Raw genomic sequence first — 26,123 nt, 5'->3', positions numbered from 1 at the left:
TATAGTCATAATTCAGATGAACTCAATACACGATATAACAGACTACATTATCTTACGAGTAAAATCGGAAGATAGATTTGCGTCTTTAATAAATTTAAAGTTGCAGAAGTTATTGTATTATGTTCAAGCATGGTCTTATGGTATCAATAAAAAACCTATGTTTGACGGCGAGTTTGAAGCATGGATTCATGGTCCGGTAAATCGAGAAATCTACAATCGATTTAATTCTACAAAATATCTCTATTCAGAAATCAATATTGATGATTGCATGAATCACAATGTGAGTTTATCATCAGAAGACGCTGAATTCATTGACTTTATATTGGAGAATTATCTTAAATATAGCGGTGCTGAATTAGAACGATTGTCCCACAATGAGATGCCTTGGATTGAAACACGTGGAGATTTAAATGTAAATGAGCGTTGTGACAAGGTTATTACTCCAGAACTAATGATTGAGTATTATGGGAAAAAATGGGAAACTATTAAATCTTAATTCAGATTCTCCTAAATACGGAAACAAATCATTAGTTACCAAAGAACAAGAAAATGAGTTAAAGAGAAGGAAGATAACTTTTTCCTTCTCTTACTTTAAGCAGATACCTAATTTTCAGATTGGAGAGTGTTCTAAGGGATGGCATATTGGGCTTCTTGAAAGATTAGGTGCTTTGGGTACTATGACACCGCAAGAAGTATTAGAAGAAAATAGAGGTAGTATTGCATTAAGATGTCATCCAATAGATTGGAGTGCTAAAAACATTCCTATTCAACGAAAAGATTTAGATTGGCTACCAAAAGAAATATTGGACAATGAGACAGATTTTCCAATAATGCAATTTTCGATAACAAAAAGTACGGGGCGTATTGTAGGTTATTTTGATCGGGATTCTTCTATATTTCACATAGTATTATTAGATCCTGAACATAATATACAACCGGCAAAGAAAACTAATTATCAAATACAACCAACTACAAAAGGGTTATCTCAATATGATGATTTATTAAATAAGTTGGAACGAATTAAAAGTATCGTATCAGATTGTTCTGATAAAAAGTGCAAATTGCATTCACATATTAGTGTTATAGAAGAATTACATGACAATATTGTTTATATAGGACTTGATAATGACTTCTATAGCACTTATCAAGAAATCTTAAAGAAAATTCCATTGCAAAAAATTTTGGAAAACGGAATCTTAGTAAGTATGGATAATGCTTAAGTTCTAAAAAAATGAAGAAAGGTTTATGGTAAGCCTTTCTTCATTTTTTTATTTACTTCTGCTGCAACAGATATTTCAGGTTATCATCGCCCGCGATGCGCTCCAGTTCCTCCTGCACAATCTGCTTCACCTCTTCCTTGATACGCCGGTAGTTCGCCTGCACCGTTTCTTTCATGCGGTCGTTGCCGTCCTCGTCCGTGAAATCGGTAATGACCGGAATTTTCTTGTAGGCACGTTCCTCCCGCTTCACCTTCTCGGCATCCACCACAATCTCGCAGTGAAAAATTTTCTGTTCGATACGTTCGTTGAAGTTGTCGGACACCGAACCGACAAACATTCCCTGCGTCAGACCGGAAATCTTGCTCGGCGGAATGAGCGCATCCATCTGCGTGTTGATGGAGGTGGAAACATCCTGCCGGTTGATGGAGATAGACTGCCGTTTCTGCAACACCTTACCGAACCGTTCCGATAGTGTCTTTGCCGTTTCACCTACCACCTGCCCGGAGAAAATGTTACCGACCGTATTCATCACCACTTTCGCCTCCTTATCACCGTAGTCGCGCACCAGCTGGCTGAAATCCTGAAATCCCAGACACACGGCAACCTTGTTGCTTCGGGCGGTGGCTATAAGGTTGTCCAACCCCTTGAAGTATATCGTGGGCAGCTCGTCGATGATGACCGATGACTTCAGCATTCCCTTCTTGTTGATGAGTTTCACGATACGGGAGTTATACAATCCGAGAGCCGCCCCGTAGATGTTCTGACGGTCGGGATTGTTGCCCACGCATAGGATTTTCGGCTCTTCGGGATTGTTGATGTCCAGCGTAAACTCGCTGTCCGACATCACCCAATAGAGCTGCGGGGAAATCATCCTCGAAAGCGGGATTTTCGCCGACGCTATCTGCCCCATGAGCTGCTCCGCAGCCCCTCCGAGCCAAGCATCCATGAACGGGGAAAGGTAGTTTTCCAGCTCCGGGTAAGAGGTCAGTATCGGGAAAATATCCTCGTAGCGGCGGTTCAAAAACTCGATGGCATGGGGAAACGTGCAATACTTCCCGTTCTGATAGATTTTGAGATACCAGATAATGCTGGCAAACAAAATGATAGGTGACTCCACGAAGAAGTCGCCCTGCTTTTGCACATCGGGTAAGTCAAGGGCATTGCTGCCCCCTTCTCCCCTAAGAACCGTACGTGAGAGTTTCCCCTCATACGGCTCAAGCAACTCAATATTTCTATTTGTTGTTAGAAATCGGCTCATACTTTCAACATTTTCGTTTATTTCGCTTGTAGCAGTTGTTGTGGACAAGTTGCCGTACAATCGAACCACCAACAGATATTTCGTTGACGTTCCATGCTTTTGTACAGTCTATTTCCTTGCCACATAACGGACAAATCCGGTTCTGCTTGTTCCATAAATATAAGAGAGACTTACGTCCTTTGAGAGATTCCAGCATTTGTTGCTCCTTACGCTGAGAGAAATAATCATCGTATTCCGGGTCAAAAGGATTTGCCTCTCCCTTGACTTGCTTGTACGGAGTATAATGTATATCCGACAATCTTTTAAGGGTCAGGTAGTTCACTTTCATACTTTTCGTTTCATATTTCCACGCAAACGTCCATTTGCGTCCCCGAATTTCATGCCAATACCTGTCTGCGACCCAAGACTTGCGTTTCTTAGGGTGACGACGTAAGGCCCATTTCTTCGTGAGATTATAAATGTGGTAGTCGCAACCATGAAAAGCATCGGTCGATGCACCATATCGGTAATAGTTACCCCATCCTGTGATTACAGGATTGAGCATTCGTATCAGCGATTCCTGCTTACACATCTTATGTCCTTTGACTATGTCACTGATTTTTGCCCTAAAGCGTTTCTGTGCGTCTTTGGACGGAGATGTGTATAGCTTTTTGCCGAACTTCCTTACATTGAAACCCAAGAAATCAAATCCGTCATATATGTTCGTAATAGTAGTTTTCTCTTCGGATAAGGTAAGACCTCTTTCTTTGAGAAATTCTATCACTATTGGTTTGACTTCGTTTTCCAATAGTTCCTTATCTCGGCCTGTGATTATAAAGTCGTCAGCATAGCGAATAAGATTTACCTTGTAATGGAATGTCTTGTTGTTACGCCATAGTCTTTTGAATCTTTTAGCCAAGAGCGGCTGAAGCCCGTCAAGTACCATGTTTGCAAGTGTCGGTGATATGATACCTCCTTGTGGCGTACCCTCTTCTGTCGGGAATAGTTTTCCGTTGAACACAGCTCCACATTTCAACCATTTTCTGAGTATTGTCTTATCCATAGGGATATTCTCAATGAGCCAGTCGTGGCTGATGTGGTCGAAACAGCCTTTTATATCTCCCTCCAAAATCCATTCGGGAGAATGTTGGCGGTTTAAAACCGTATCAATCTGACGGATTGCGTCCATTGTCCTGCGCTTCTTTCGGAAGCCGTAGGAGAAACGGTCGCCTGTCGTTTCGGCTATCGGTTCCAATGCCATGAGATATAAAGCCTGCATCGCCCTGTCTTTCATGGTCGGTATTCCCAACGGTCGGAGTTTACCGTTCGTTTTCTTGATGTGAACCCTACGGAGTGGCTGCGGATTGTAGCCACGGCGTTTCAGTTCACTGATTGCTTTGTACTTGCGCTTGGGAGAGTCCCAAAGCTGTTTATCTACTCCAGACGTTTTCTTCCCTTTGTTGGAAGTAACCCTCTTTACAGCCAATGCCTTGGCGTAAAAAGAGTGAGTGAGCATCCATTGCAAGGCTTTCACCTTGTTATGTCTGCCTTCTTTCTGAGCCTTTACAATACGCGCTTGAAGCTTTCGGACATAGGCTTCGCACTTGGACCAGTTCATACCGTCCCAAGTCAGATTCCTGTTGTCAGCAGGCGCACACGATGTCTTAGTTTCGTTCATTTGCTTTCCTCCTTTTGAAAGTTCTAAAAGTTATCTTGTAAAGAGTTACCATATACGGAAGTCTGCCCACTTTCGTGTCGGATGATGTTATCCACAATCAGCCCGTGATGTCGATTCAATCCGTATCCTCCCCATTACAGGGAGGCGTTCGCTTTCTCCGTTATCTCATACCTGCACCCCTTTCGGCTTGCCTTGCGGTTCGCTTACTCGCGTTGTTACGAGAGAGATACAGGCTTGCCCTGTTCCACGTAATTGACAAAAGGATAGTTTAGGTTCTGTCAAGTCCACCGGCAGTGCCATGTCCGTGTAACCCCAACATGGGCAGGGGTTATCCGACTGCTTACCTTTTGGTGAGAGCTAAAGTATCTTCCGCTCCTTCAAACCTCACGATGGCTAAAGACAGTTCACTTATGTTAACCATGCTATCCAGCCTCGCCACTCGGCAGTATGATACTAACCGCCCTTGACGTTCCCTCACGGTTCAGTCTTGTCCTTTCGGAGAGTGTACTTTGTCCTATAAGCTTGGCACAACCCATCACTGGAGATGCACCTTATAGTAGGCTACCGCTGACGGAACAGCGGGTTAAATCATGCAACTAATATCACTGTTTAACAATCAATTACGCGACTTTACAGGTCACACCCAAGTTTTATTGAGGTTAAGCATTATCGTGTAGGCACTCTCGTAAGCGTCCGTAATATCCTCCATGAAATCCGGGTGTATGGGATTGCAACGGTGTGAGCGTCGCGGGTCGTCGAAATTGATCACATAGAATTTCGGCTTCACCTTGTAGCCCTCCGGGTGGTTCAGCAAATGGTTGTAGGCTATGGTGGACAAGTCACTGAATTTGAAGTCATATACATACATCGAGAAGCCCTTTTCAATCTGTTGCTTGATAAAATTGTTTACCACGGCGTATGACTTGCCGCTGCCCGGCGTACCCAACACGATGGACGCACGGAAGGGATTCACCACATTGATCCAGCCATTGTTCCAACGCTTTTTGTAATAGAAGCGTGTGGGCAGATTGACCGAATACTCGCTTTCGATGAGCCTCGTTTCCTGCATGAAACTCTCATTCTCGTTGTTGAAAACATCCTCCATCAGATTGTGTTTCAACAGGCGGCTCATCCACAGCCCGCCCATCAAAAGACAGACATAGCCCGTGCCGATGGTAAGGATATACAAGCCCGTCACCGCTTCAACCGGCAGCGGCAGAGCCAGTATCCACCAGTTGAGGAAAAACAGCACGAATCCGGCGGCGAGTGCCGTCCATATTCTTCCCCAAGTGATTTTCTCGCCCTTGACCCCTTTCGTACCCAGACAGGACAGGGCAAGCAGCAGGACGGCAAACAGTTTCGTGTACAGAATGGAATGGAACAGCCCCGCCGTGCGGTCGAAGTTCAGAAGGATTTTGTCCACCACACCGATGTTCACGCCCCATAGCCGGATGGCTTCGTAGCAGAACCAGTACACGTTCATGACCACTAAAATGATACTCACGGCACGCAGAAAATCCATGATTTTCGCCAATGCCCTCAAATCGTCTTCTTGTTGTGACATACATTGATTTTTTAATTGTTGATACTCCGATTACAAACCCAAGCCCTTGCGCTTTTTCTTCTTTTTGCGCTTCATCGCCCGGATGAAAGCCTCTTCCTCGGCATCTACCGCCGGACCTTCGGGAGTGAGCAAGCCCATTCCGCCCGATACGTCTTCACGGTCGTATGCGGTCTGTCCGTGTGCCTTGTCCGCAGCATCCATAGGGATGGATAACGGTATCGGCGGTTGTCCGGCGTATGGCAGGGTGAAGTGTTCCTGCAAGGCATTCGCCGAAAGCTCCTTGCCCATGCGCGAACCGTTCAGCACACTCCCCGTGCGGTGGTCGATGAAGGTAGCCCCGTAGATGCGCCCTTCCTCCGTGTAGCGCAGTACGGTGTCGATGCCCTTCTCTTTAAGTTGGGAAACAAACCTATCCTTGTCATAAGTGCCTTGCAGCACGGAAAGAACGGTACGTTTCGTCATGTCTGCCAGTTTCCTGTCCTTAATCTCCGATCTGGAACGTACAAACTTCTTCTGCATGGCTTCATAGCCTGCGGACTTCCCGAAGAGCGAGGACTTGAACGGGTTGCCCACCTTGTTGCCCCTGCCGTCCGTGACGGAATAGACCAGCCCGTGATATTCCCGTCCGCGCACGTTACCCCTCGCTTCCTCCACCGTCAGGTTATAGATGGAAAGGAGCGCACGGTATTCGCCCATCGTCTGGAAACGGTACTGCCCGTTCAGAGCTTTCACGGTGTTGCCTACCTGTTTCTTCACATCGCCTGCCGATGCGTCCACCTTGCTTAGCGGCGTGTCAAGACGGCGGTTCCTGCGCTCCGCATCGTGCAGCCCGTATTTCTTCTCCAGCTCACGGGTGATTTGTTTGCTACGATAGTAGTTGTTCTTGTCGCTGATACATTTCCCGTTCTCGTCCACCCGAACCGTCACGATGTGCAGGTGGTGGCGGTCGATGTCCTCGTGCTTGAAAACAAGATAAGGCTGGTTGCCGAAACCGAGTTTTTCCAGATACTCGCGGGCTATATCCTGCAATTCCGCATCGGTCAACGCATCCTCCGGATGCGGGTTGAGCGAAATATGCACCACCGGCTTCTCCACCTTCATCTGTGGCGGCATGAAGGTGAGAAAACCCTCCATCGCCTTGTTGATGTCCACCTTTCCCGAACCGTCATTGTAGATGCGGTTGGTCGTAAGCAACCGCCCCTGCGCCTCGTTAATCTTCTCCCCGTTATAGGCAATCGCGCCGTACAACGAGTTTCCTACACTGATTTTTGCGACCATTTCGCCTCCATTTCCCTTGAAAGTTCCACAATCCGGCGGCTCAGTTTCACGAGTTCGACGGTGTGTTGCTCTAATTTGTAGAGCAACGCCATCGCCTTTTTCTCTGAAAAATGCAGCCTCAGTTCCTTCACGACTTGGTTGTAATTCGTACCCACGGCACGGAACTGTGCATGAAAATCCGACAGTTTGGTGTAATAGTCCACCAGCGTCTTGTCCACCTTAAGCACCTTGAACGGCTGTCCGAAGAAGTGCGCCTTGAGGAAAACCGACCGTGCATAGACACCCGATTTTCCGAACATGGCGAGGAAACGGTTGTGTTCCTCCTCATTGAAACGGACGGTGTAACGGTACACCGCCGGATCAAGTTTGGGATTTCTCCCTGATTTGCTTTTCCTTTTCTCTTTCATATTACTTTGGATTTAGCGGATTGACGGCATAAGCCGCCGCTTCGGATTACAGCACCGCAGTTTTGAAAGGCTTCCCGACTTCGGAGGGAAAGCCCGCCCCCTGCAAGGGCAAGGCGTTTTCCGGGATGCTCAAAATATTTTGAGCGGCTGAAAACATACCTTGCTATGTTCAGGTGAACATAAAAATCCGTCAGGGGACGGATGGGAAGATACCTTTCAGGACTCCGGCTGTGCCACCATCGGCGAACCCTGCTGTCCGGGGGCAAAGTTACGTCCTTAAAGCGGTATCGGACAGACGCTTGACCCGGTCAATGACTGCCAACCGGCGCAACGTGCTGCCAATTGCTTGGGAAGTGATACAAGTTCCAAAATATACTTGTTTATTTGCAGCATGATTCAAGGAACCAACGATTTGAAGATATGAGAAACGGAACATTCAAATACCCGGAAAACCGCTTCTTCGGACACTTGCCGAAGCGGATACCCGAACCGTCGGAACCCCGGTTATCCGACAATCCGGTGAAGTACGGATTCAATGACTTCATGACGCAGTGTCGTCATTCATCACTTGTTCGCCGCACCGCTTCACCACAGAACCGGATACGCGATGACCCGCCCGTGTGTCTGTTCACTGAAGCGGATAATGTAGCAACCAAATCCGCATATAAATAGAAAAAGAAATCTTCAACAATTAAAATAAATGGAACTATGAGTAAGGAAATCTTCGTTGCATTCGCAACACAGAAAGGTGGCATCGGCAAATCCACTGTCACGGCACTTGCCGCCAGCTACCTGCACAACGTGAAAGGCTACAATGTCGCCGTCGTGGACTGCGACGACCCGCAGCACAGCATCCACGGGCTGCGCGAACACGAAATGGGGCTTATCGACAGCAGCACCTACTTCAAGGCTCTCGCTTGCGACCATTTCCGCCGGATCAAAAAGAACGCCTACACCATCGTCAAGAGCAATGCGGTGAACGCCCTCGACGATGCCGAGAGGATGATTGCCACTGAGGACATGAAACCCGACGTGGTGTTCTTCGACATGCCCGGCACGCTCCGTAGTAACGGCGTGATAAAGACGCTCTCGCAGATGGACTACATCTTCACTCCGCTGAGTGCCGACCGCTTTGTCGTGGAGAGTACCCTGAAATTCGTCACGATGTTCCGCGACAGGCTGATGACTACCGGACAGGCGAAAACAAAGGGGCTGCATCTGTTCTGGACGATGGTGGACGGCAGGGAGAGGAACGACTTGTACGGCATCTACGAGGAAGTGATAGCCGAAATGGGCTTTCCGGTACTTTCCACCCGCTTGCCCGACAGCAAGAAGTTCCGCCGTGACCTTTCGGAAGAGCGCAAGAGCGTTTTCCGCTCCACCATCTTCCCGATGGACACGGCACTGCTGAAAGGGAGTGGCATCCGGGAGTTTTCCGAAGAGATAAGCGACATCATCAGACCGCAGTGAGCATGGGCAGCAGGAAAGTGAACACGGAAGGCATCGACGAGGAACTGCTGTTAGCCTCCATCGGGCGGCGCACACAGGACGGGACACTGCGCCCCGCACAGGAAGTACCCGCAGCTGCACCGACCGAAGAGGACACCGCCGCACCGGAACCATCTCCTGTGCAACCCGTAACACGGGAAAAAGCGCAGAGGGAAAGTGGACGCCGGAAAAGGCAGGACGAGGACTACAACGAGCTGTTCCTGCGCCGCAACGAGATAAAGACCCGCCAATGTGTCTATATCAGCCGTGACGTCCACGGCAAGATCCTCAGAATCGTGAACGACATCGCCGGAGGGGAAATCTCAGTAGGCGGATATGTGGATACCGTGCTGCGCCAGCATCTGGAACAGCACAAGGAGAGAATCAACGAACTGTACAAGAAACAACGTGAAGATCTGATTTGAAAATGGAAAAAGAAATGACACCGAATGAAAAAAGACCACAGCAAGACTGCGGAGGTATGTTTGCTCAAGTGCAGGCGAGTGTGGAAATACTGTCGCCTGTCCCGGTAACCGACAAATGCTGCGAGAAGGACTATGAACGTCTGTTCATCCGCGACCCGGAAGTAAAGGCACGTGAGGGGAAAATGGCGTATGTGCGCCCGGAGTACCACGAGCGTATCATGCGCATCACCCGTGTAATCGGGCATGACCGGCTTACGCTGTCCGCCTATATCGACCATGTGCTGACGTACCATTTCAACCAGTGCGAGGATGCGATAAAGAGCCTTTATGCCCGAAATTACAATTCAGTATTCTAACCAAAACGGAAGGATATGAATTACACAATCAGCATGACAGACATTCTGCTGGCGGTATCGGTCGGCTGCAACCTCTGGTTCCTGTTCCTGCTCCTTTACGAGCGCATCATGGACACGCGGATTGTCCGCTTCTTCAAGGGCATTGCCGGATTATGGCGGTCACTGGACGGGAATGAGGCTAAACGCATAGCGGCACACGAGGAAGTCCCTGCGGAAAAGGCGGACATCATCGGCGAGAGCCGTTTCAGGATGGCATCCACCCGGACAACCGCTGCCATACCGACGCAAGAAGCCGCCACTTCGGAAAAAGGCATTGAGCTGTCGGAGGAAGAGGCTACTTTTGACGACGGAAAAACGGGAAACGCATCCCGCCCGGCACAAGTCCCGGAGGAAAAACTCGATGAGACCTTCACGAGCATACCGCCGGAGGAACTGGGATACGGGGACGACGAACCGGAAGAGGACGCCTCGGACACGCCACGGGCTTCGGGCAGCAGCTTTGACGAGATTGACGACGCCTGCAAGACCGCCAAAAACCCGGACGCGACACAGGCGGAACGTGAAAAGGCGGCGAAGGTGTTCACCGACATGGAGGGCACGGAGTTGTACGAGAAAATGATGGAAGGCTCTTCGGAGATAGGCATCCGCATCAAGGGGCTTATCGAGATTCGGCTGAAGAAATCTGAAAAGGAGTTCGTCGTGCCGGACAACATCGAGGAGTTCGACATTCGCAACTATGTATGACAACAATAAAAGAAATGAACATGAAAGAATGACATCAACCCACGCGGCGAGGAAACGCAAGGCGCATCCCCATCCGCAACGGACACGCCCACGTCCGTGGAAACAAACGGGCATCCACTAAAACCAAAGTAAAGAAACAAAGTATCAACCGCCCGACAAAGGACCATCCACCCTTTTGACGGCAAAAAACAAGAACAGTTTATGAACAAGAACATCTTGAAAAACAGAAAAGCAATCCTCTCCGCGGCACTTGTCATCGCCGCAACCGCCTCCGCTTTCGCGCAGGGAAACGGCATCGCGGGCATCAACGAAGCCACCTCTATGGTGAGTTCTTATTTCGACCCCGGAACTAAACTGATATACGCCATCGGTGCAGTCGTCGGGCTTATCGGGGGCGTAAAAGTGTACGGCAAGTTTTCATCGGGCGACCCCGACACCAGCAAGACAGCCGCCTCGTGGTTCGGCGCGTGCATCTTCCTGATTGTTGCCGCCACCATCCTGCGCTCATTCTTCCTTTAATAAATAATGTATGGCTGAATACCCAATCAACAAGGGTATCGGCCGTCCGGTAGAGTTCAAGGGCTTGAAGGCACAGTACCTCTTCATCTTCTGCGGAGGTCTGCTGGCTCTCTTCGTCCTGTTCGTCATCCTCTACATGGTCGGTATCGACCAGTGGATATGTATCGGCTTCGGCGCGGCATCGTCCTCCCTCCTTGTATGGCAGACCTTCGCGCTGAACGCCCGGTACGGCGAACACGGGCTGATGAAATTAGGAGCGGCACGGAGCCATCCCCGATACCTTATCAACCGGCGGCGGATAACCCGTCTGTTCAAACGACAACGAAAGGAAGAAAGACAATGAGGAATACATCGAAAATGACAACACTGGAAAACAGGTTCCCACTTTTAGCGGTGGAGCATGGCTGCATCATCTCAAAGGACGCCGACATCACGGTGGCTTTCGAGGTGGAACTACCGGAACTTTACACCGTGACGGGTGCGGAGTACGAGGCGATACACAGTTGCTGGTGCAAGGCTATCAAGGTGCTGCCGGACTACTCCGTCGTACACAAACAGGACTGGTTCATCAAGGAACGCTACAAACCGGAGCTTCAGAAGGACGACATGAGCTTTTTAAGCCGCTCTTTCGAGCGTCACTTCAACGAGCGTCCGTACCTGAAACACACCTGCTACCTCTACCTGACCAAGACAACAAAGGAGCGTAACCGGATGCAGAGCAATTTCAGCACGCTGTGCCGGGGACATATCATCCCGATGGAGCTGGACAGGGAAACCACGACCAAGTTCTTGGAAACCTGCGAACAGTTCGAGCGTATCATGAACGACAGCGGGCTTGTCAGGCTGCGCCGCTTCTCCACCGACGAGATCGTGGGGACGGAGGGTAAGGCGGGACTTATTGAACGCTACTTCTCGCTCATGCCAGAAGGTGACACCACCTTGCAGGACATCGAGCTTTCGGCAAGGGAGATGCGCATCGGCGACAACCGCCTGTGTCTGCACACCCTCTCCGACGCGGAAGACCTGCCGGGCAAGGTGGCTACCGACACCCGTTACGAGAAGCTCTCCACCGACCGGAGTGACTGCCGACTGTCATTCGCCTCCCCGGTGGGGCTTCTGCTCTCCTGCAACCATATCTACAACCAGTATGTGCTGATAGACAACAGTGAGGAAACCTTGCAGAAGTTCGAGAAGTCCGCCCGTAACATGCAGTCGCTATCTCGCTATTCAAGGAGCAACAGCATCAACCGCGAGTGGATAGACCAATACCTGAACGAAGCCCATTCCTACGGACTGACCTCGGTACGGGCACACTTCAACGTCATGGCGTGGAGCGACGATGCGGAGGAACTGAAGCATATCAAGAACGACGTGGGCAGCCAGTTGGCAAGCATGGAATGCGTGCCGCGCCACAACACCATCGACTGCCCGACACTCTACTGGGCGGCGATACCCGGCAATGCGGCGGACTTCCCGGCGGAAGAGAGTTTCCACACCTTCATCGAACAGGCGGTGTGCCTGTTCACAGAGGAAACCAACTACCGCAGCTCGCTCTCGCCCTTCGGCATCAAGATGGTGGACAGGCTCACGGGGAAACCGCTGCACCTCGACATCAGCGACCTTCCGATGAAGCGGGGTATCACGACCAACCGCAACAAGTTCGTGCTGGGTCCTTCGGGCAGCGGCAAGTCTTTCTTCATGAACCACCTCGTGCGCCAATATTATGAGCAAGGCGCACATGTGGTATTGGTGGACACGGGAAACTCCTATCAGGGCTTGTGCGGCATGATCCGACGCAAGACAGGCGGAGCGGACGGTGTGTATTTCACCTACACGGAAGATAAGCCCATCAGCTTCAACCCGTTCTACACCGACGATTACATCTTCGACGTGGAGAAGAAGGACAGCATCAAGACCCTGCTGCTGACGCTCTGGAAGTCGGAGGACGACAAGGTGACAAAGACGGAGAGCGGCGAGCTGGGCAGTGCCGTGAGTGCCTATATTGAGCGCATCCAATCCGACCGTAGCATCGTGCCGTCGTTCAACACCTTCTACGAGTATATGCGTGACGACTACCGCAAGGAACTGGCACAGCGTGACATCAAGGTGGAGAAGTCCGACTTCAACATCGACAACATGCTCACCACCATGCGGCAGTATTACCGGGGCGGACGCTACGACTTCCTGCTCAACTCCACGGAGAACATCGACCTGCTCGGCAAGCGGTTCATTGTCTTCGAGATAGATTCGATTAAGGAAAACCGCGAACTGTTCCCCGTCGTGACCATCATCATCATGGAAGCCTTCATCAACAAGATGCGGCGACTGAAAGGGGTACGGAAACAGCTTATTGTGGAAGAGGCTTGGAAGGCTCTCTCTTCAGCGAACATGGCTGAATATCTGCGCTATATGTACAAGACAGTCAGAAAATATTACGGCGAGGCAATCGTGGTGACGCAGGAGGTGGACGACATCATCAGTTCTCCGGTGGTCAAAGAGAGCATCATCAACAACTCGGATTGTAAAATCCTGCTTGACCAAAGGAAATATATGAACAAGTTCGACCAGATACAGGCGTTGCTCGGACTGACGGAAAAGGAGAAGTCGCAGATACTCTCCATCAACATGGCGAACAACCCTTCACGGCTCTACAAAGAGGTGTGGATAGGCTTGGGTGGCACACAATCGGCGGTCTATGCCACCGAGGTCAGTGCAGAAGAGTATCTGGCGTACACCACCGAGGAAACGGAGAAAGTGGAGGTTTACCATCTGGCGGAGAAGTTGGGCGGCGACATCGAAGCCGCCATCCGGCAACTTGCCGAGAAGCGGAGAAACAAGGAAACAACCAACAATTAAAAATGAATTTATCAACGAAAAAAGAAAAATGCGTATGAATTTACAGACAGTGAAAATGCTGCAAGTCAGCAAGTGTCTGATCGGATTGGCGGTCATGATGCTGCAATCCTGCGACGTGGCCGACAACCTCCGTGATATGCTGTGCGGGAACTGGGAGAGCGTGGAGGGGAAGCCCGATGTGCTTATCTACAAGGAGGGCGAAGCCTACAAGGTGACGGTGTTCCGCCGGAGCGGTCTGCGCCGCAAGCTGAAACCGGAAACCTATCTCTTGCAGGAGGAAAACGGCAACCTGTTCATGAACACCGGCTTCCGCATCGACGTGTCCTACAACGAGGCCACGGACGTGCTGACCTTCTCGCCGGGCGGCGACTATGTGCGGGTGAAACCGCAGCCGGGACACCCGACAGAAGAATAACAACCACTAAAATCCAAAGTAACATGAGAACAAGAATAACAATGATTATCTGCCTGTGCCTGCTTTTCGCAGGCAGGGCAAGCGCACAGTGGGTCGTAAGCGATCCGGGCAATCTGGCGCAGGGTATCATCAATGCCTCCAAAAACATCATCCATACCTCCAAGACTGCCACGAACATGGTGAGCAACTTTCAGGAAACGGTGAAAATCTATCAGCAGGGCAAAAAGTATTACGATGCCCTCAAATCGGTGAACAATCTCGTCAAGGACGCCCGCAAGGTGCAGCAGACCATCCTGATGGTAGGCGACATCACCGACATTTATGTAAACAGTTTCCAAAGGATGCTCCGTGATGGAAATTTCAGACCAGAAGAGCTGTCGGCAATCGCTTTCGGTTACACGAAACTGCTGGAAGAGAGCAACGAAGTGTTGACGGAACTGAAGAATGTGGTGAACATCACCACGCTCTCCATGACCGACAAGGAGCGCATGGACGTGGTGGAACGCTGCTACTCCAAAATGAAGCGTTACCGCAACCTTGTGAGCTATTACACCAACAAGAACATCTCCGTGAGTTATCTGCGTGCAAAGAAAAAGAACGACCTCGACCGCATCATGGGGCTGTACGGGAACATGAACGAAAGATACTGGTAAGCCTATGGAGTTCGATAACCTTCATCAGATTTTACGCTCACTTTATGAGCAGATGATGCCGCTATGTGGGGACATGGCGGGTGTGGCGAAAGGCATCGCCGGGCTGGGTGCGCTGTTCTACGTCGCCTACCGGGTATGGCAGTCGCTGGCGAGAGCCGAACCGATAGACGTATTCCCGATGCTCCGTCCTTTTGCCATCGGTCTGTGCATCATGTTCTTCCCGACTGTGGTGCTGGGCACGATAAACAGCATCCTCTCACCCGTTGTACAGGGCACGGCAAAGATGCTGGAGGCGGAAACGCTGGACATGAACCGATACAGGGAGCAGAAGGACAAGCTGGAATACGAGGCGATGGTGCGCAACCCCGAAACCGCCTACCTCGTGTCCAACGAGGAATTTGACAAGCAACTGGAGGAACTCGGCTGGTCGCCCTCCGACATGGTGACGATGGCGGGAATGTATATCGACCGGGGAATGTACAATATGAAGAAGAGCATCCGCGACTTCTTCCGCGAGATACTGGAACTGCTGTTCCAAGCCGCCGCCCTCGTGATAGACACCGTCCGCACCTTCTTTCTCGTGGTGCTGGCGATACTCGGTCCGATAGCCTTCGCCCTGTCGGTATGGGACGGTTTCCAAAGCACGCTCACGCAGTGGATATGCCGCTACATACAGGTCTATCTGTGGCTTCCGGTGTCGGACATGTTCAGCACCATACTGGCGAAGATACAGGTGCTGATGCTGCAAAGCGACATCGAGCGGATGCAGGCAGACCCGAACTTCTCGCTGGATTCGAGCGACGGGGTGTATATCGTGTTCCTCTGCATCGGCATCATCGGCTACTTCACCATTCCCACCGTTGCCGGCTGGATTATCCAAGCCGGAGGCATGGGCGGTTACGGTCGCAACGTGAACCAGATGGCGGGACGAGCCGGAAGCATGGCGGGCAGCGTGGCGGGTGCAGCCGCAGGAAACGTGGTCGGACGTGCCGGGAAACTGCTGAAATAATCAACTGACAATTAAAAACGAATAAACAACAATGGAATTTAAGTCACTTAAAAACATCGAATCATCGTTCAGGCAGATACGCCTGTTCGGTATCGTCTTCCTCTCGCTGTGCGCCGTGGTGACGGTGTGGAGCGTGTGGAACTCCTACCGTTTCGCGGAGAAGCAACGGGAGAAAATCTATGTGTTGGACAACGGCAAATCGCTGATGCTTGCGCTGTCGCAGGATCTGTCGCAGAACCGTCCAGCGGAGGCACGGGAGCATGTGCGCCGCTTCCACGAGCTTTTCTTCACGCTGTCACCTGAAAAAAGCGCGATTGAACACAACGTAAAACGTGCCTTGCTGCTGGCAGACAAGAGCGTGTACCACTATTATTCGGACTTCGCCGAGAAGGGGTACTACAACCGCATCATCGCCGGGAACATCAACCAAGTGTTGAAGGTGGACAGCGTGGTGTGTGACTTCAACGCCTATCCCTACCGTGCCGTGACTTACGCCACGCAGAAAATCATCCGGCAGAGCAACGTCACCGAGCGCAGCCTCGTGACTACCTGCCGCCTGCTGAACGCATCGCGGTCGGACGACAACCCCAATGGCTTCACCATCGAGGGCTTCACCATCATCGAGAACAAGGATTTACAGACAATCAAACGGTAACGGATTATGAAACGGAAAGTAAAAAGTATCAGAAAAACAATGTGGGGCGCATACTGGAAGCTCCACGACAAACGGAAACGGCTGGTGGCAAGGCTCAAAGGGTATTTGGACGGTTTGCCGCCGGAAACACGCCGCCGCATCATGCTGGGGATGCTCGCCGCCTTCGCGGTGCTTGCCCTCTATACCTTCGGCAGAGCCGTCTATGACATCGGCAGAAACGACGGCTCACGCATGGAAACGGGACACGCCGGACGGGTGGAACTGCCGACCCCGGTGGAAACAGACAATCACTTAACACCTTATTCATATGGAACAGACGAAGAATGAACCGACGAAAGAGAACAAAGCCGCTCCCGACACGGGAAAGCCGAAAAAGGGGCGCGAACCGCTGACAGAGGCTCAGCGGCTGAAACGGCAGAAGATGATCGTGTTGCCCGCTATGGTGCTGGTCTTCATTGGGGCGATGTGGCTGATATTCGCCCCGTCCTCCGGCAAGGAACAACCGCCGGGAACGGACGGATACAACACCGAAATGCCCGACGCTGACAAGGCGAACAAGCAGATTATCGGCGACAAGTTGAAAGCCTACGAGCATGGGGAGATGGAAGAGCGTCAGGAGAGCCGCAACCGTACCATCGGGCAGTTGAGCGACATGTTCGACCGCGAGATAGCGGGAACGGAGGACGGAACGAACTTCGACCTCGCCAATCCGGGCGGCAAGGAGGAAAAGGCACAGCCTGCCGCACCGCAGACTATCCAATCCTCCGCTGCCGCCTACCGTGACCTGAACGCCACCCTCGGCAACTTCTACGAACAGCCGAAGAACGACAATGCCGAGATGGATGAGCTGTTGGAGCGCATCGCCTCGCTGGAATCGGAACTGGAAAGCGAAAAAGGCAGGACTTCATCTATGGACGAACAGGTGGCACTTATGGAGAAGTCCTATGAGCTGGCGGCAAAGTACATGGGCGGTCAGAACGGAGGAAAGCCGGAACAGGCGGCAGAGCCTTCCACCGTGCAGAAGGGAAAGAAGAACACGGCGACACCCGTAAGGCAAGTGACCCGCCAAATCGTTTCCTTCCTTGCACAGCCCATGAGCAACGCGGAGTTTGTCGCCACCTTCTCGCAGGAACGCAACCGGGGGTTCAACACGGCTGTCGGCACTACAGAGGTATCGGACCGGAACACCATACCGGCGTGTGTGCATGGGGCGCAGAGCGTGACGGATGGGCAGACAGTAAGGCTTCGCCTGCTGGAGCCTATGGCGGTGGCGGGCAGGACAATCCCCCGCAATGCGGTGGTGGTCGGCACGGGCAAGATACAGGGGGAACGGCTCGACATCGAGATTACCTCGCTGGAATATGACGGTACGATTATCCCCGTGGAGCTTGCGGTCTATGACACGGACGGACAGCCCGGCATCTTCATCCCGAACTCGATGGAGATGAACGCCGTCAGGGAGGTCGCCGCCAACATGGGAGGTTCGTTGGGTAGCAGCATCAACATCTCCACCAATGCCGGGGCGCAGCTCGCCTCCGACTTGGGCAAGGGGCTGATACAAGGCACAAGCCAGTACATAGCCAAGAAAATGCGAACCGTAAAGGTGCATCTGAAAGCCGGGTACAGGGTTATGCTCTATCAGGAAAAGGACTGAAAACAATAATCAATCAAAAAAACATTTACCACTAAAAATCCAAAAGTAATGAGAAAAGTAATCATCATGTTTGCCCTCGCTATGGGCATCGCATCTGCCCACGCGCAGGAGAATGTAACCGTTGAAACAACCAACGGAAGTAATGAACAGCCGACCTTGACAAAGGAGGTCTATCCGCAGAAGGAGGCGGACGGCGACCTGTATCACGGGCTGTCACGCAAGCTGACCTTCGACCGCATGATACCGCCGCACGGTCTGGAAGTGACCTACGACAAGACTGTCCACGTCATCTTTCCGGCGGAGGTGCGCTATGTCGATTTAGGCTCGCCCGACCTGATTGCCGGGAAAGCCGACGGAGCGGAGAACGTCATCCGCGTGAAGGCTACCGTGAGAAATTTTCCCAACGAAACGAATATGTCCGTCATCACGGAAGACGGCAGTTTCTACACCTTCAACGTGAAGTACGCCGCCGAACCGCTGTTGCTCAACGTGGAGATGTGCGACTTCATCCATGACGGCAGCACGGTGAACCGCCCGAACAACGCGCAGGAAATCTATCTGAAAGAGCTGGGCAGCGAAAGCCCGATGCTGGTGCGCCTTATCATGAAGTCCATCCACAAACAGAACAAACGGGAGGTGAAGCATATCGGCTGCAAGCGTTTCGGCATCCAGTATCTTCTCAAAGGCATCTACACGCATAACGGATTGCTCTATTTCCACACGGAGATAAAGAACCAGAGCAACGTGCCTTTCGATGTGGACTATATCACATGGAAAATCGTGGACAAGAAGGTGGCGAAGCGTACCGCCATGCAGGAGCAGATCATCCTGCCGCTCCGAGCGCAGAACTACGCCACCCTCGTGCCGGGCAAGAAAAGTGAACGCACGGTCTTCACGATGGCTAAGTTCACCATCCCCGACGACAAATGCCTTGTGGTGGAACTGAACGAGAAGAACGGCGGCCGTCACCAGTCCTTCGTGATTGAGAACGAGGATTTGGTACGCGCGGGTACCATCAACGAACTTCAAGTACGCTGACCATGAGAAAGTACATCGCAATAATCATCGCGTCGCTTGCCCTTTTCACGGGGCAGGCGCACGCCCAGCGATGCCTGCCGAAAATGCAGGGTATCGAGGTGAGGGCGGATATGGCGGATGGCTTTAATCCCGGCGGCAAGGATGGCGGGTACAGTTTCGGGGCGGCACTCTCCACTTACACGAAGAAGGGGAACAAGTGGGTGTTCGGTGGCGAATACCTCCTGAAGAACAACCCCTATAAGGACACCAAGATACCCGTGGCGCAGTTCACGGCGGATGGCGGATATTACTTCAAGATACTGTCGGACGCCCGAAAAATCGTGTTCGTCTATGCTGGGGCTTCGGCTCTCGCCGGATATGAGTCTGTGAATTGGGGGAAGAAAATGCTGCATGACGGCTCCACGCTGCACGACCGGGACGCCTTCATCTACGGCGGCGCGCTGACGCTCGATGTGGAATGCTACGTGGCAGACCGTATAGCCCTGCTTGCCAATCTGCGGGAGCGTTGCCTTTGGGGTGGCGACACGCGGAAGTTTCACACGCAGTTCGGGGTCGGTATCAAGTTCATCATCAACTGACACGGGCATGGAAAGGACGGAAATAGATGCTGTCAGAAGGATGCCGCTTGCGGATTTTCTCGCACGGCTGGGGCATGAGCCTGTTAGAAGGAGCGGTAACGAGCTGTGGTATCTTGCCCCGTACAGGGGCGAGCGCACACCCTCTTTCCGTGTGAACGTGGCGAAACAGCTCTGGTACGACTTCGGTTTGGGCAAGGGCGGCGACATCTTCACGCTTGCCGGGGAGTTTCTGCAAAGCGATGACTTTAGGACGCAGGCGAAGTTCATAGCGGAAGCCGCCAACATGACGGTGACCGGATGGGAAAAACCCGCCTATCTCCCGAAGCCGATTGAACCCGTCTTTGAGGATGTGGAGGCAGTTCCGTTGTTTCGTTCACCGCTGACGGAGTATCTGGCAGAACGGGGCATCCCTTACGCCATCGCATCCCGTCACTGTTGCCGTCTTAACTACGGCGTTCGTGGGAAACGGTATTTTGCCGTCGGCTTCCCGAACATGGCAGGTGGCTATGAAGTCAGAAGCCGATATTTCAAGGGTTGCATCCCGCCAAAAGATATGTCTTTGGTAATGGCTAAAGAAATTCCGGCTGACGAATGCCTCGTGTTCGAGGGCTTCATGGACTTCCTTTCTGCGGTGACGCTTGGCGTAACCGGTAACGCTGACTGCCTTGTGCTGAACTCCGTCGCCAACGTGGAGAAGGCGGCGGGATTGCTGGACGGCTACGGGCGCATCGACTGTTTCCTTGACCGTGACGAAGCCGGACGGCGGACGCTTGCCGCACTTGTGGGGCGATACGGGGAGCGTGTCACCGACCGTTCCTCCCTCTATGACGGTTGCAAGGACTTGAACAAGTACCTGCAACTGACAACGAAAAATTAAAAAACAACCATCTAAAAATCGAAGAACAATGAACATACTGAACAACAGAAACAAGAGAACATCCATCTTCAAGGCGGTGGCGTTATGCCTGATAGCCGCCGTGTCATTCACCCTCGTATCGTGCGACGACGACATGGACATTCAACAGTCCTATCCCTTCACGGTGGAGGTCATGCCCGTGCCGAACAAGGTGACAAAGGGGCAGACGGTGGAAATCCGCTGTGAGCTGAAAAAGAAGGGCGACTTCGCTAACACGCTTTACACTATCCGCTATTTTCAGTTTGAGGGAGAAGGAAAGTTGAAAATGGACAACGGCATCACCTTCCTGCCCAACGACCGCTACCTGCTGGAGAACGGGAAGTTCCGTCTGTACTACACGGCGGAGGGTGAAGAAGCACACAACTTCATCGTGGTGGTGGAGGACAACTTCGGCAACTCCTTCGAGTTGGAATTTGACTTCAACAACCGGAATGTAAAGGATGACGGTTTGACCATCGTTCCCATCGGCAACTTCAGCCCCTTGTTGAAATGATGCGTGTATTCATGATAATGCTCTGTTCGCTTCTGGCGGTCTGTTCCGTATCTGCACGGACCAGCCGCCAAGAGGAAACGGACGGGCAGGCGGCAATCTACCGTCTGCCACTTATGGAACGGGCTTTTTTATGCTGTCGCTATTTTGAGGGCTGGCACTCAGAAAAACACCATCCATACGTGGGTTGGGGTCACAAACTTTTGCCAAACGAGAAGTATTCAGCACGAACCATGACAAAATGGGACGCGGATGAACTTTTGCGGAAAGACCTGCGCAAATTTGTCGCCATGTTCCGTAAATTCGGAGTTGATTCGACTTTGCTTGGCACGTTAGCTTACAATGTGGGACCGGCGAAGCTGTTAGGCAGCAAGACACTCCCCAAAAGTACCTTAATCAAGAAATTGGAAGCTGGCGACAGGAACATTTACCGTGAGTATATCGCCTTCTGCAACTACAAGGGTAAACGCCACGCCATGCTGCTCAAACGGAGAAAAGCGGAGTTTGCGCTGTTGTATATCCCATAAATGTAAATAGACAAAAGAACCTCCGATGAAACCACAACTTCATCGGAGGTTTTCCGGTTTGTTAAAATTGAATTTTTACTTCTTTCTCTTTAATATGTATCACATCTCCCATAATCGTCATAGGGCACATTTTCCCATTCCAAGGTTCATCATAACATTCATCTTTATCATACTTTTCTTTTTCACAAAACGAATGCAATGGGCATACATAACCATATTTGTGCAATCTCGTTAAATATGAAAATAATGCATTATGCCCTATTAGTGCCAACATATCATCAGATAATTTTTCGGAATCTATTGAGGATGAAGGTGTGGATTAAAATCGCCACTGTCTGTATAGCTATAAGGCATTCCTAAAAAATCTATTAACGTTTTAATTCGTTCCTTAGATAAGGGTTGGTAATCAGTAATCAAAGTTAAGATAGGAACAAATCCTTTGGCAGGACGAATTCGTTCCAAAACTTCGCCAATATAATCGATTCCGACTCGGACACTTTTAAAAAAGACTTGTTTGAATGTGTCTATAAGAGTATCAAAAAAGTCACAAACTGACATTGCTTTTCCCTTGATGTATATTTTATCTTCATTGACGAACCGTTCAAACAATTCTATTGCAGATAAATCCGGATTTTCATTCGCGTATGCTAAGTTATCTATTAGAACTTCAGCAGGAGAAAGGCTAAACAAAGATATATAGCAAATAGTTATCAGTTTTATATTATCAGATGCTATTGCAGAAAAATGTTGTTCTGCAATAATCTTAATTAAATTATATGGGAGGTCAAATTCTTCATGAGTTGCAGTTTCATCTATGAGCATTTGATACAATGCTGCCATACTCTCCTTAATAATGTTAGCACCCAAAACAATGGTTTGTTTTGAACCATCCGTAAAACTGATATCTAATGTTATTATTGGTAAATTTCTATTATTTACCTTTTTATAGTTTCTATGGATGCAAATCCGTTCACTTACATCTATTTTAAAATTATTTCTCCGTGTATCTGAAAGTGGGCAATATCCTGTTCCACATTCTACAATATCCATTTTATTCTTCAATCCTTGAGAATAATCAATATTTAATGGGAGAGTGATAGTAGATGTAGCATTTTCTACAAAAGCATATGTTTCCGCCATTATATTATATCGAACCATACTATCATATAGTCCCCACGGAGTTGATACATTTTGAAGAAAGTGGATGTATTCATGAACAAGAGTTCCTAATGTTGGGACATCAAGTTCATCGATGTTTCCATCAAAAGAATTGTGAATACGAATCTGCATAAACGCCGGCTGATATTCACCTTTACTATTATTTCGTTCTGTTATGATGTGCTTTTGACTTATTGTTAATTCACACATAATATTACTATGATTATGAGTATCAATACTTTTACAAAGATACTCATAATATTTTATATATCGCTAACAAGCGATTGAAACAAAGGTTTCTTTGCTACTTTCTTTGTCCGCCATCATGCTCACTGAAAGAAAGTAGGGCGGCTCTCGCCGCCCCTCCACTCAAAAGCGTGTGTAAAGTCCCGTCACCATCGTGAACATTTCCTCCAACATATCAAAATAGATGCCCTCGTGTATGGCAATGTCCTTTGTTCTGCTCTCGAATGTCTTTTTGCTGAATGTCCTGCGGTAGAAACGCATATTGTAGAGGTCTGCCCCTGCATCATAGATGATGTCAAGGCGGTTGGCACTTGTCTTGTTCCTTGCAAGGCTCATCCGTAAGCCGTTGCCCATATCTATGAAGTCACGGCTTCCCGTCATGGCGGTGAAGCGTCTTCCGCCTATCTGCTGTAATATCGTCTGTGCTATCATATCCGTTGTTTTAGGGTTTTAAGTGTTGGCGGTGCGGACACCGCCAACTTGTTCAAAATTCTCGCATCTCGGCAATGGGTGTCTGTCGTTGCAGCCACTCTTTCACACACTCCATATTATACTCGCTCGTGATGACTGCCGTATGGCTGTCGGTGGCGGTGAAACGTGTGCTTTCGTAATCATCTATCCACCCTTTGAGGGTGTTCGTTCCCCACGCTTGGGCTTCGTCAAAGATACCGTCCAATGCCGTGATAGGTTCGCTGAATTTGACTATCAGCGTTTGATAGGTCGTGTTCATCGGTTGCCCTCCTTTCCCTGCTTTGCGTTCAGCCACTTGTTCCTTGCGGTTCGGCACTCGTCCAATGTGGGTTTGACACAAGCGAACAGTTCTCCGTCCGTATGGCGGTAGTCGTACTGCACAAGTGTCCGCTTGCGTCTGCCGATACCCGATTGGAAACGCTCATATTTCTCCGTACCTGCTTCCGTACAGGTGCTTACTCCGTTGATGGTCATTCGTGTTGCCATAATGTTGCTTTTTAGATGATTAAAAATGTACTGACAGAACTCTGTCCTTCATCACCATTTCGGGGTTGCTCGTGTAGCGTTGATGCAGGTAGAAATGGTGTGAGCCGAAGCCGTAAAGGAAAAACTTGTCAAGTTCGTGCTTCTCGGCAAACTCCTTCACACTCCTTCTCAATCCCTCCTCACTCGTTGTGAGAGTGAGGAGATTTACAAATTCAATGAACATCGTGGGAATTGCATCATCCCACACACAAATCATGCTTTCGATTCTTACTTCCATATCAATGTTGTTTTAGGGTTTATGCTATGCCGCTTTCATCCGCTCACGGATAAGGTTGGCGTTCTTGTTCACAAGGTCTATGATGCGTTCGTGGTATTCGGTGTCTTGGTTGTACTTGCCGTGGCACTGCACCACCTTGAGTGTCCGCAAATCCACCTCTACGGTTTCAATTATCTCACCGCCAATCCTTGCCGAGAGTATGAGGGTGTCGGCTTTCTTGTAGTATTCACTGCCGAACACGCAGATGTTCTGTGCCTTGCCCTCGCTGTAATACTCGTCTATGCTTTCAAGCACCTTGATGATTATTTCCTCGTCCGTGATTACCAATCCGAAGAATTTGGATTTGTTGGCGATGAAATCCTCCGCATCTTTTTCCCTTTGCAGTTGCCGCTGTTGCTCACGCTCACGCCTTTCAATCTCCCAGCGGCGGCGTTGCTCTGCTCATTCCTTCTCGTGTATGGTTTCAATCTTTCGGGTTGCGTTGTCGTGTGCCGCCATGAAATCTTCGGGGCAGATGTTCTTCGGGTTGCGGAGGTCTTGACCGAGTTTGTTGAGCATACGCAAATAGTCGCACCACATGGAGAAGTTGTCTATCAGATACTTGTGACGCTTGGCAATCAGATATGATGCCCAGCATTCATCGGCAGTACGGGCATTGAAAATAAAGTGTTTCATAACCTCAATCTCACCGCCTTTCATAAGGGTTTCAATTCTTGGGTCAGAAAGCAAGGCTTTGAAAAGACGCACGGGGGAAATGCCGTGGAAATCGCCCTTGAAGCCGTTACGTCTGAGTTGAGGTAATACCCTCATTTTGGGATATGCACAGCTTCTTGCCACAACATCATCGTATAGGCTGTTGTGCGGTCTTATCTCCATCGCGCTGCACAATGCCCATACATCGCAGTAATAGAATGTGAAGCCACGGAGCAACGCCATGTCTGTAACCTTACCGTCGGGTGAAATCCAACGCTGCACAACCTCGTGGCAGTAGAATTGCATCGGCTCGCCTTTCCTGCTTTCGCATCTGACCTGCGCCACACGGATTACCTGATAGCCTTTGCAGATGGTTATCACGCTGAAATATTGCGTTTCCTTGTAGATACGTTTGCGTGTGTCCTGCACTTTGAGTTTGGCATGGCATTGGGAACAGGTGCAACCTTCAAGGGTGTCGCATAGTCCACTGTCACTGTGCCACTCGTGACCGCAGTCGGAGCAGGTAATGTTCCCTTTCTTGGTGCGGTAGCCGATATGTTCAACGCAGTGGCGGTATGCCCATTCAATTTGTGTCGTTGATATGGGGCGGAGGTTGGCTGAAAGTCTTGCCACCTCTTTCTGTATCTTGGTCTTCGGTTTCATAAGCCTAAATCAAATAATGAGGGTTGGGGGTGGTTTTCTTTTCTCGCTGACGGTCTGTTGCGGTTCTGCAACTTGCGGAGTTCCTCCTCTTGGTATCTGCGGACTGCATTCTGACGTGCCTCCGCCTTTTCCTCTTCCGTGAGTTCCACAACATGGTTCACCACCACTTGGCAGTTCATAGGTTTGCCCACCTCTATCTCGTTTTCCTCATAGTAGTGGATGGCTTGCCCGAATATCTCTCCGTCCGTGAAGCCGTTGCAACCACTTTTCTGCACATGGTTCAGAATGTGGGTCACGCACTCGTCTATGTTCTTGGCAGGGTTGCGGTACTTCTTCGCAAAGAGCGTATCTTCCTCCGCCCGCTGTTCCAGATACATTTGTATCGTTCTTTTGAAATGGTCTGTTCCTTTCATATCGCTGTC

Annotated in this window: 30 protein-coding genes and 3 pseudogenes; 20 read left to right on the top strand and 13 right to left on the bottom strand. The window is 50.2% G+C overall.

The genetic code is table 11. The annotated features are described in order from the left end of the window. Positions 1 to 16: 16 nt before the first annotated feature. Positions 17 to 496 carry a type II toxin-antitoxin system antitoxin SocA domain-containing protein gene (locus KB554_RS04400; protein ID WP_004293873.1) on the top strand — a complete coding sequence of 160 codons (480 nt, stop codon included), beginning with the start codon at positions 17 to 19 and terminating at the stop codon, positions 494 to 496. Further along, complete coding sequence (locus KB554_RS04395) at positions 465 to 1,220, top strand: hypothetical protein (RefSeq protein ID WP_004293874.1); 756 nt, start codon at positions 465 to 467, stop codon at positions 1,218 to 1,220. Before KB554_RS04400 ends, KB554_RS04395 begins: the two co-directional genes overlap by 32 nt. 52 nt (positions 1,221 to 1,272) lie before the next feature. Here the strand turns inward: KB554_RS04395 and KB554_RS04390 are convergent, their stop codons facing one another. The 5 genes and pseudogenes from KB554_RS04390 to mobA form a co-directional block, all read right to left on the bottom strand. Continuing rightward, positions 1,273 to 2,478, bottom strand: coding sequence for a TraM recognition domain-containing protein (locus KB554_RS04390; protein WP_081589820.1), 1,206 nt, complete (start codon positions 2,476 to 2,478; stop codon positions 1,273 to 1,275). Between the two features lie 4 nt (positions 2,479 to 2,482). Further along, entirely contained in the window at positions 2,483 to 4,135 is a 1,653-nt protein-coding gene (gene ltrA / locus KB554_RS04385; protein ID WP_032557826.1) for a group II intron reverse transcriptase/maturase, read from the bottom strand. Positions 4,136 to 4,775: 640 nt separating this feature from the next. Then, positions 4,776 to 5,699, bottom strand: a pseudogene (locus tag KB554_RS04380) (YWFCY domain-containing protein); the annotation flags it as partial. A 30-nt stretch (positions 5,700 to 5,729) separates the two neighbouring features. Continuing rightward, complete coding sequence (gene mobB, locus KB554_RS04375; RefSeq protein WP_004348454.1) at positions 5,730 to 6,977, bottom strand: conjugal transfer protein MobB; 1,248 nt, start codon at positions 6,975 to 6,977, stop codon at positions 5,730 to 5,732. Next, positions 6,956 to 7,384 (bottom strand): conjugal transfer protein MobA, encoded by a 429-nt coding sequence (mobA, locus tag KB554_RS04370; protein WP_004291488.1) that lies wholly within the window; start codon positions 7,382 to 7,384, stop codon positions 6,956 to 6,958. Before mobA ends, mobB begins: the two co-directional genes overlap by 22 nt. A 708-nt stretch (positions 7,385 to 8,092) precedes the next feature. On the opposite strand from mobA, the gene KB554_RS04365 reads away from it, so the two are divergent. From KB554_RS04365 to KB554_RS04280, 18 genes and pseudogenes are all read left to right on the top strand, one after another. Beyond that, positions 8,093 to 8,854 (top strand): ParA family protein, encoded by a 762-nt coding sequence (locus KB554_RS04365; protein ID WP_004348452.1) that lies wholly within the window; start codon positions 8,093 to 8,095, stop codon positions 8,852 to 8,854. Between the two features lie 2 nt (positions 8,855 to 8,856). Then, positions 8,857 to 9,297: a DUF3408 domain-containing protein gene (locus KB554_RS04360; protein WP_004291503.1), complete on the top strand. Its 441-nt coding sequence runs from the start codon at positions 8,857 to 8,859 to the stop codon at positions 9,295 to 9,297. Positions 9,298 to 9,299: 2 nt separating this feature from the next. Next, complete coding sequence (locus tag KB554_RS04355) at positions 9,300 to 9,653, top strand: DUF3408 domain-containing protein (RefSeq protein WP_004348451.1); 354 nt, start codon at positions 9,300 to 9,302, stop codon at positions 9,651 to 9,653. 15 nt (positions 9,654 to 9,668) lie between these two features. After that, positions 9,669 to 10,397, top strand: coding sequence for a hypothetical protein (locus KB554_RS04350; RefSeq protein WP_007487622.1), 729 nt, complete (start codon positions 9,669 to 9,671; stop codon positions 10,395 to 10,397). A 201-nt stretch (positions 10,398 to 10,598) separates the two neighbouring features. Beyond that, positions 10,599 to 10,916: a DUF4134 domain-containing protein gene (locus tag KB554_RS04345; protein WP_002560983.1), complete on the top strand. Its 318-nt coding sequence runs from the start codon at positions 10,599 to 10,601 to the stop codon at positions 10,914 to 10,916. Between the two features lie 10 nt (positions 10,917 to 10,926). Next, positions 10,927 to 11,259 (top strand): DUF4133 domain-containing protein, encoded by a 333-nt coding sequence (locus tag KB554_RS04340; RefSeq protein WP_004291514.1) that lies wholly within the window; start codon positions 10,927 to 10,929, stop codon positions 11,257 to 11,259. Continuing rightward, positions 11,256 to 13,772 (top strand): TraG family conjugative transposon ATPase, encoded by a 2,517-nt coding sequence (locus KB554_RS04335; protein ID WP_007487620.1) that lies wholly within the window; start codon positions 11,256 to 11,258, stop codon positions 13,770 to 13,772. The genes KB554_RS04340 and KB554_RS04335 overlap by 4 nt, the downstream gene beginning before the upstream one ends. 34 nt (positions 13,773 to 13,806) lie before the next feature. Then, the gene (locus tag KB554_RS04330; RefSeq protein WP_004348448.1) at positions 13,807 to 14,187 is read left to right on the top strand and encodes a DUF3876 domain-containing protein; all 381 of its coding nucleotides are present in this window, start codon (positions 13,807 to 13,809) and stop codon (positions 14,185 to 14,187) included. A gap of 23 nt (positions 14,188 to 14,210) precedes the next feature. Continuing rightward, positions 14,211 to 14,840, top strand: a complete 630-nt coding sequence (locus tag KB554_RS04325) for a DUF4141 domain-containing protein (RefSeq protein WP_002560978.1) — start codon at positions 14,211 to 14,213, stop codon at positions 14,838 to 14,840. 4 nt (positions 14,841 to 14,844) lie between these two features. After that, a complete protein-coding gene (gene traJ / locus KB554_RS04320; protein WP_002560977.1) occupies positions 14,845 to 15,849 on the top strand; it encodes a conjugative transposon protein TraJ in 1,005 nt (334 codons plus the stop codon). Between the two features lie 31 nt (positions 15,850 to 15,880). Then, positions 15,881 to 16,504 carry a conjugative transposon protein TraK gene (gene traK, locus KB554_RS04315; RefSeq protein WP_004348447.1) on the top strand — a complete coding sequence of 208 codons (624 nt, stop codon included), beginning with the start codon at positions 15,881 to 15,883 and terminating at the stop codon, positions 16,502 to 16,504. 39 nt (positions 16,505 to 16,543) lie between these two features. Beyond that, positions 16,544 to 16,831, top strand: coding sequence for a TraL conjugative transposon family protein (locus KB554_RS04310; RefSeq protein ID WP_004348446.1), 288 nt, complete (start codon positions 16,544 to 16,546; stop codon positions 16,829 to 16,831). After that, positions 16,812 to 18,158: a conjugative transposon protein TraM gene (traM, locus tag KB554_RS04305; protein WP_004348445.1), complete on the top strand. Its 1,347-nt coding sequence runs from the start codon at positions 16,812 to 16,814 to the stop codon at positions 18,156 to 18,158. Before KB554_RS04310 ends, traM begins: the two co-directional genes overlap by 20 nt. A gap of 48 nt (positions 18,159 to 18,206) precedes the next feature. After that, a complete protein-coding gene (traN, locus tag KB554_RS04300) occupies positions 18,207 to 19,196 on the top strand; it encodes a conjugative transposon protein TraN (RefSeq protein WP_004348444.1) in 990 nt (329 codons plus the stop codon). Between the two features lie 2 nt (positions 19,197 to 19,198). Beyond that, entirely contained in the window at positions 19,199 to 19,774 is a 576-nt protein-coding gene (locus KB554_RS04295) for a conjugal transfer protein TraO (RefSeq protein WP_004348443.1), read from the top strand. 7 nt (positions 19,775 to 19,781) lie between these two features. Then, a pseudogene (locus KB554_RS04290) lies at positions 19,782 to 20,683 on the top strand (toprim domain-containing protein). Next, positions 20,680 to 21,183, top strand: coding sequence for a DUF3872 domain-containing protein (locus tag KB554_RS04285; RefSeq protein WP_004348441.1), 504 nt, complete (start codon positions 20,680 to 20,682; stop codon positions 21,181 to 21,183). Before KB554_RS04290 ends, KB554_RS04285 begins: the two are co-directional and overlap by 4 nt. Continuing rightward, positions 21,180 to 21,707, top strand: a complete 528-nt coding sequence (locus KB554_RS04280; protein ID WP_004348440.1) for a lysozyme — start codon at positions 21,180 to 21,182, stop codon at positions 21,705 to 21,707. The genes KB554_RS04285 and KB554_RS04280 overlap by 4 nt, the downstream gene beginning before the upstream one ends. Before the next feature lie 61 nt (positions 21,708 to 21,768). Here the strand turns inward: KB554_RS04280 and KB554_RS04275 are convergent, their stop codons facing one another. The 8 genes and pseudogenes from KB554_RS04275 to KB554_RS04240 all read right to left on the bottom strand — a co-directional run bounded on the left by KB554_RS04275 (position 21,769) and on the right by KB554_RS04240 (position 26,114). Continuing rightward, the gene (locus KB554_RS04275; protein ID WP_007487609.1) at positions 21,769 to 21,981 is read right to left on the bottom strand and encodes a hypothetical protein; all 213 of its coding nucleotides are present in this window, start codon (positions 21,979 to 21,981) and stop codon (positions 21,769 to 21,771) included. Positions 21,982 to 22,004: 23 nt separating this feature from the next. Then, positions 22,005 to 23,075 carry a hypothetical protein gene (locus KB554_RS04270; protein WP_004348439.1) on the bottom strand — a complete coding sequence of 357 codons (1,071 nt, stop codon included), beginning with the start codon at positions 23,073 to 23,075 and terminating at the stop codon, positions 22,005 to 22,007. Positions 23,076 to 23,234: 159 nt separating this feature from the next. Continuing rightward, on the bottom strand, positions 23,235 to 23,543 hold the full coding sequence (locus KB554_RS04265) for a hypothetical protein (protein WP_004348438.1): 309 nt from the start codon (positions 23,541 to 23,543) through the stop codon (positions 23,235 to 23,237). Positions 23,544 to 23,595: 52 nt separating this feature from the next. Next, complete coding sequence (locus KB554_RS04260; protein ID WP_004348437.1) at positions 23,596 to 23,841, bottom strand: hypothetical protein; 246 nt, start codon at positions 23,839 to 23,841, stop codon at positions 23,596 to 23,598. Next, the gene (locus tag KB554_RS04255; RefSeq protein ID WP_007487606.1) at positions 23,838 to 24,068 is read right to left on the bottom strand and encodes a DUF3873 domain-containing protein; all 231 of its coding nucleotides are present in this window, start codon (positions 24,066 to 24,068) and stop codon (positions 23,838 to 23,840) included. The genes KB554_RS04260 and KB554_RS04255 overlap by 4 nt, the downstream gene beginning before the upstream one ends. A gap of 19 nt (positions 24,069 to 24,087) precedes the next feature. Next, positions 24,088 to 24,345 (bottom strand): hypothetical protein, encoded by a 258-nt coding sequence (locus KB554_RS04250; protein ID WP_007487603.1) that lies wholly within the window; start codon positions 24,343 to 24,345, stop codon positions 24,088 to 24,090. Between the two features lie 24 nt (positions 24,346 to 24,369). Continuing rightward, positions 24,370 to 25,701: pseudogene (locus tag KB554_RS04245) on the bottom strand (PcfJ domain-containing protein). Further along, a complete protein-coding gene (locus KB554_RS04240) occupies positions 25,698 to 26,114 on the bottom strand; it encodes a PcfK-like family protein (protein ID WP_007487599.1) in 417 nt (138 codons plus the stop codon). The pseudogene KB554_RS04245 and the gene KB554_RS04240 overlap by 4 nt, the downstream one beginning before the upstream one ends. Positions 26,115 to 26,123 lie beyond the last annotated feature (9 nt).

This window comes from Alistipes sp. Marseille-P2263 (genome assembly GCF_018101075.1).
In the GTDB taxonomy this organism is placed as follows: Bacteria; Bacteroidota; Bacteroidia; order Bacteroidales; family Rikenellaceae; genus Alistipes; species Alistipes dispar.
Note: the sequence above shows the minus strand (reverse complement) of the source record. Positions and strands in the feature narration are given on the sequence as shown.

Bases quoted from the DNA above. Each gene is read 5' to 3' on its own strand.
- KB554_RS04280 (WP_004348440.1), top strand. From the start codon at position 21,180: ATGATGCGTGTATTCATGATAATGCTCTGTTCGCTTCTGGCGGTCTGT.
- KB554_RS04260 (WP_004348437.1), bottom strand. From the start codon at position 23,841: ATGAACACGACCTATCAAACGCTGATAGTCAAATTCAGCGAACCTATC.
- traJ (WP_002560977.1), top strand. From the start codon at position 14,845: ATGGAGTTCGATAACCTTCATCAGATTTTACGCTCACTTTATGAGCAG.
- mobB (WP_004348454.1), bottom strand. From the start codon at position 6,977: ATGGTCGCAAAAATCAGTGTAGGAAACTCGTTGTACGGCGCGATTGCC.
- traN (WP_004348444.1), top strand. From the start codon at position 18,207: ATGAGAAAAGTAATCATCATGTTTGCCCTCGCTATGGGCATCGCATCT.
- KB554_RS04355 (WP_004348451.1), top strand. From the start codon at position 9,300: ATGGAAAAAGAAATGACACCGAATGAAAAAAGACCACAGCAAGACTGC.
- KB554_RS04295 (WP_004348443.1), top strand. From the start codon at position 19,199: ATGAGAAAGTACATCGCAATAATCATCGCGTCGCTTGCCCTTTTCACG.
- traK (WP_004348447.1), top strand. From the start codon at position 15,881: ATGGAATTTAAGTCACTTAAAAACATCGAATCATCGTTCAGGCAGATA.
- KB554_RS04400 (WP_004293873.1), top strand. From the start codon at position 17: ATGAACTCAATACACGATATAACAGACTACATTATCTTACGAGTAAAA.
- KB554_RS04395 (WP_004293874.1), top strand. From the start codon at position 465: ATGGGAAAAAATGGGAAACTATTAAATCTTAATTCAGATTCTCCTAAA.
- KB554_RS04270 (WP_004348439.1), bottom strand. From the start codon at position 23,075: ATGTGTGAATTAACAATAAGTCAAAAGCACATCATAACAGAACGAAAT.
- KB554_RS04390 (WP_081589820.1), bottom strand. From the start codon at position 2,478: ATGAGCCGATTTCTAACAACAAATAGAAATATTGAGTTGCTTGAGCCG.
- KB554_RS04360 (WP_004291503.1), top strand. From the start codon at position 8,857: ATGGGCAGCAGGAAAGTGAACACGGAAGGCATCGACGAGGAACTGCTG.
- KB554_RS04350 (WP_007487622.1), top strand. From the start codon at position 9,669: ATGAATTACACAATCAGCATGACAGACATTCTGCTGGCGGTATCGGTC.
- mobA (WP_004291488.1), bottom strand. From the start codon at position 7,384: ATGAAAGAGAAAAGGAAAAGCAAATCAGGGAGAAATCCCAAACTTGAT.
- KB554_RS04340 (WP_004291514.1), top strand. From the start codon at position 10,927: ATGGCTGAATACCCAATCAACAAGGGTATCGGCCGTCCGGTAGAGTTC.
- KB554_RS04310 (WP_004348446.1), top strand. From the start codon at position 16,544: ATGTGGGGCGCATACTGGAAGCTCCACGACAAACGGAAACGGCTGGTG.
- KB554_RS04345 (WP_002560983.1), top strand. From the start codon at position 10,599: ATGAACAAGAACATCTTGAAAAACAGAAAAGCAATCCTCTCCGCGGCA.
- traM (WP_004348445.1), top strand. From the start codon at position 16,812: ATGGAACAGACGAAGAATGAACCGACGAAAGAGAACAAAGCCGCTCCC.
- KB554_RS04250 (WP_007487603.1), bottom strand. From the start codon at position 24,345: ATGGAAGTAAGAATCGAAAGCATGATTTGTGTGTGGGATGATGCAATT.
- KB554_RS04275 (WP_007487609.1), bottom strand. From the start codon at position 21,981: ATGTTGGCACTAATAGGGCATAATGCATTATTTTCATATTTAACGAGA.
- KB554_RS04255 (WP_007487606.1), bottom strand. From the start codon at position 24,068: ATGGCAACACGAATGACCATCAACGGAGTAAGCACCTGTACGGAAGCA.
- KB554_RS04265 (WP_004348438.1), bottom strand. From the start codon at position 23,543: ATGATAGCACAGACGATATTACAGCAGATAGGCGGAAGACGCTTCACC.
- KB554_RS04335 (WP_007487620.1), top strand. From the start codon at position 11,256: ATGAGGAATACATCGAAAATGACAACACTGGAAAACAGGTTCCCACTT.
- KB554_RS04240 (WP_007487599.1), bottom strand. From the start codon at position 26,114: ATGAAAGGAACAGACCATTTCAAAAGAACGATACAAATGTATCTGGAA.
- KB554_RS04365 (WP_004348452.1), top strand. From the start codon at position 8,093: ATGAGTAAGGAAATCTTCGTTGCATTCGCAACACAGAAAGGTGGCATC.
- KB554_RS04325 (WP_002560978.1), top strand. From the start codon at position 14,211: ATGAGAACAAGAATAACAATGATTATCTGCCTGTGCCTGCTTTTCGCA.
- ltrA (WP_032557826.1), bottom strand. From the start codon at position 4,135: ATGAACGAAACTAAGACATCGTGTGCGCCTGCTGACAACAGGAATCTG.
- KB554_RS04285 (WP_004348441.1), top strand. From the start codon at position 20,680: ATGAACATACTGAACAACAGAAACAAGAGAACATCCATCTTCAAGGCG.
- KB554_RS04330 (WP_004348448.1), top strand. From the start codon at position 13,807: ATGAATTTACAGACAGTGAAAATGCTGCAAGTCAGCAAGTGTCTGATC.